Annotated in this window: 6 protein-coding genes; 3 read left to right on the forward strand and 3 right to left on the reverse strand. The window is 65.3% G+C overall.

What is annotated here, in order from left to right:
- The coding region (locus ABWP50_RS10810; RefSeq protein WP_502951040.1) for a phosphorylase family protein at nt 1-399 on the forward strand (399 nt) is incomplete at its 5' end.
- Nucleotides 400-457: 58 nt separating this feature from the next.
- Nucleotides 458-1,309: an alpha/beta fold hydrolase gene (locus tag ABWP50_RS10815; RefSeq protein ID WP_353217993.1), complete on the forward strand. Its 852-nt coding sequence runs from the start codon at nt 458-460 to the stop codon at nt 1,307-1,309.
- Here ABWP50_RS10815 and lptA read toward each other — a convergent pair.
- The 3 genes from lptA to ABWP50_RS10830 all read right to left on the reverse strand — a co-directional run bounded on the left by lptA (nt 1,293) and on the right by ABWP50_RS10830 (nt 3,114).
- A complete protein-coding gene (lptA, locus tag ABWP50_RS10820; RefSeq protein WP_353217994.1) occupies nt 1,293-1,814 on the reverse strand; it encodes a lipopolysaccharide transport periplasmic protein LptA in 522 nt (173 codons plus the stop codon). The two genes, ABWP50_RS10815 and lptA, sit on opposite strands and share 17 nt — an antisense overlap.
- 4 nt (nt 1,815-1,818) lie before the next feature.
- Complete coding sequence (gene lptC / locus ABWP50_RS10825; RefSeq protein ID WP_353217995.1) at nt 1,819-2,328, reverse strand: LPS export ABC transporter periplasmic protein LptC; 510 nt, start codon at nt 2,326-2,328, stop codon at nt 1,819-1,821.
- Nucleotides 2,329-2,499: 171 nt separating this feature from the next.
- Nucleotides 2,500-3,114 carry a ribonuclease D gene (locus ABWP50_RS10830; protein WP_353217996.1) on the reverse strand — a complete coding sequence of 205 codons (615 nt, stop codon included), beginning with the start codon at nt 3,112-3,114 and terminating at the stop codon, nt 2,500-2,502.
- Between the two features lie 85 nt (nt 3,115-3,199).
- On the opposite strand from ABWP50_RS10830, the gene ABWP50_RS10835 reads away from it, so the two are divergent.
- Nucleotides 3,200-3,539: ribose-phosphate pyrophosphokinase (locus ABWP50_RS10835; protein WP_353217997.1), on the forward strand; the 340-nt coding region annotated here is incomplete at its 3' end.

A 3,539-nucleotide genomic window follows, 5' to 3' on the forward strand; every position in this document is an offset into this window, starting at 1 on the left:
ACCTATCTGGCGATGGAAGGCCCGGCCTTTTCCACCCGCGCCGAAAGCCGGCTGCACCAAAGCTGGGGCTGCGATCTGGTCGGCATGACCGCGATGCCCGAAGCCCGCCTGGCCCGCGAAGCCGAGCTGCCCTATGCGCTGCTGGCGATGGTGACCGATTTTGATTGCTGGCACGATGGCGGCGATGTCGATGTGGCGCAGATCATGGCGGTGATGCAGGGCAATGCCGCGCTGGCCCGCGCCAGCATCACCGCCTTGTGTGCCGCCCTGCCGGCGGTTCGCGCGCCCAGCCCGATCGATACGGTGCTGGATGCCGCCATCATGACCGCGCCAGCCCAGCGTGACGCCGCCTTGATGGACAGGAATACCGCCATATTGCGGCGCTGGCTGGCCGTATAACAGAGGCTGGCAAAAGGGCGCACTGGCCGGGGCGTTGGCGTCTGCTATCGCTAAGCCCATGAACCGAATTTCCATTTCAACGCCGGGCGGCCCGGTTTCTGCTTTGTCCGGCGGCCACGGCCCGCGCCTGCATTTTGCCCATGCCACCGGCATGAACGCGCAAGTGTATGCGCAGCTGCTTGAGCCGTTGACGGCCAATTTCGCCGTCACCGCCAGCGATGCGCGCGGCCACGGCCTGAGCGGGCTGGACAAGGACCCAGCACACCTGCTGAGCTGGAACGATTTTGCCCATGATCTGAATGCGCTGCTGGATGTGATCGATGGCGGCGCGCGCTGGATATTGGCTGGCCATTCGATGGGGGCGGCGGTGTCACTGCTGGCAGCGGCCTTGCGGCCTGAGCGGGTGGCGGGGCTGGTGTTGATCGATCCGGCGCTATTGCCGTTCGAGATTTCCCGGATGGTGCGGGCCGGCGCGGCCATACCCAATCCGATGGCCGATCAGGCCGTGCGGCGGCGCGGGCGCTTTGGCAGCCGGGCCGAAGCGCGCGCCGCCTATCACGGCCGCGGCGTGTTCCGCACGTGGCAGGATGCGGATCTGGATGCCTATCTTGATGGCGGCTTGGTGGAGGATGCGGACGGTGCAGCGCTGGCCTGCGCGCCGGCCTATGAAGCGGCCACATTCCGCGCCGTATCGGCAGATATCGAGCCGGCGCTGGCGGGCGTGTCATGCCCGTTCGTGCTGCTGGCCGGCGAACATGGCTCCACGGTGCAGAATGCTGAACTGGCGGCGTTTGCGGCGCATCCCGGGTGCCTGCGCGCCGAGCGGATTGCCGGCACGACGCATTTTTTGCCGCTGGAACGCCCCGACGCGGTGCGGGATGCCGTGGCTGCGGTCAGCCAGGCGGCTTAGGCTCGGGCGGGTTCGCCTTGGCCTGCGGCTTCACGGTGAAGCGGCCGGTCACGCGGCCCGACGGGTTGGCGGCGGAGCGATTGTCAAAGCTGCTGGTGCGCGTGTTCAGGTTCCACACCACGCGCCCGCCTTGCAGCTTGCTGCCGCCGCGGTCCATCTTCACATTGCCCAGCAGGGTCACCAGCCGGGCGTTCACATCGTAAATGCCGTTGCTGGCGGTGGCGCGCATATCGTCCTGCGCCAGCTGCACATTGCCGAGCGCATCAACGCGCTGCACCTGCGGATTGCCGCTATTGTCCTTGCTGTAGGTCAGGCGCACCCGGTCCGCCTTCAGGGTCAGATTGCCCTGGCGGATCACCACCGCACCAGAGAAGATGGCTTCGTTGGCATCATCGGATGCATCCAGCCGGGCGGCATCGATATCGATCGGCGCCGCGCTGTCGAAACGCTGGGCCAGCGCCGGGGCGGCGCACAGCAGCAGCAAGATGAGCATGGCCGGTTTCATGGTGTCATCCCTTGCCGCCGCGCTGGTTGATGCGCAAGTGCACTTTGCCGATCAGCGTGACCCGCTTGCCCGACAAGTCCCCCGACATGCGATCCGCCCGGAAATTGCCCATCGGCAGCCGCCCGCGCACGGCGTCTTTTGTGCTGACCCGGCGCCGCCGCAGATCGACAAACACCGTGCTGGCATCCAGCGTGTAACCGCCATCGGAACGCATCTTGACCGGGCCTGCCACTTCCAGCCGGTCATCCTCGATGAAATAGCGGCCCGATGGTGCCCACACATCGGCAGGGCCGTCGCGCCCAGCCAGATGCGCTGCCAATGCGGTCAGCTCAACCACCGGCACCGCGCTGGATCGCTGCACCGCGCTGCTGGCGGAGATGGCAAAGGCTTCGCCAGCCGAGGTCTTGCCGCGATACTCGGCGCGGCTCACCCGCAACCGTTCGTTCGCCACCTTCACCTGATCCTTGGCCAGCAGGAAAGAAAATTCCTGCACATTCAAGAGCGGCCAGATCATGATGGTCATTCCGACGGCAAATGCCGCCAGCGGCAATAGAAATTTCAACGCGTGCATGCGCTTGTCGTGGCCACTGCCCGGCAACGCTGCCCGCTGGCGGCGGGAAAGAACGATCGGCATCTGGAGAGTGGAGAGGGGAGACAATGCCACAATCAGGCTTTCGAAACGCCGTTACAGATGCGCAAAAATATCCTGTTCGGCCCAGCCGTTCAGATCGAGCAGGCAGCGTGTCGGCAGGAAATCGAAACAGGCCTGCGCCATTTCGGTGCGGCTTTCGCGCGCCAGGCGATCAACCAGCACGGCATAGGCCCGGTGCAGATAGCGCACATCGCTGGCGGCATATTCCTTCTGGGCATCGGACAAGATGCCCGCGCCCCAATCGCTGGATTGCTGCTGCTTTGAAATGTCCACCGCCAGCGTTTCGCGCAGCAGATCCTTCAGGCCGTGGCGATCGGTATAGGTGCGCACCAGTTTCGATGCGATCTTGGTGCAGAACACCGGCGTGGCCCACACGCCCAGATAATGGTGGATCACCGCCAGATCGAAACGGGCATAATGCATCAGCTTCACGCGCGCCGGATCGGCCAGCACGGCCTTGAGGTTGGGCGCATCATATTGCCCGATGCCAAAGCGCACGAGATGTTCATCGCCGCCGCCGTCGCTGATCTGCAGCAGGCACAATCGGTCGCGGTGCGGGTGCAATCCCATGGTTTCACTGTCAACGGCGACGGGGCCGGGGGCGAGCACGCCAGCGGGCAGGTCCCCTTCGTGGAAATAAACGGTCATGCCGGTGCGATAGCAGGGCGCGCGGGCGCTGTCATGCAAATGGCGCGATTGCCGGTTTGCATATCGGCATGCAAAACCATCGGCCATGATCAATCCCGATGACATGCCGGCCATCAAGGCCTTGCTGATTGCAGCGGCGCGCGCTGGCCATGATCTGTCCTATTCCGAAACCTTGCTGGCGCTGGGATATCGCTTCAGCCGGCCCAAGATGCGGGTGCTGTGCCGGCTGCTCGATGCGATCGACCGCGAAGGGAAATTGGCCGGCGAACCGGAACTGGCCGTGCTGGTGGTGCGCGAATCAGATCGGCTGCCGGGGCAGGGCTGGTGGGTGGGGCGGCGTGATGCCCCCGCCGTTTGGACCGGCCCGCCGGCACGGGCGTTTGTGGCGGCGTTGCAGGCGCGCGCCTTTGCCCATTGGCGCGCGC

Source organism: Sandarakinorhabdus sp. (assembly GCF_040398645.1).
Classification (GTDB): Bacteria; Pseudomonadota; Alphaproteobacteria; order Sphingomonadales; family Sphingomonadaceae; genus Sandarakinorhabdus.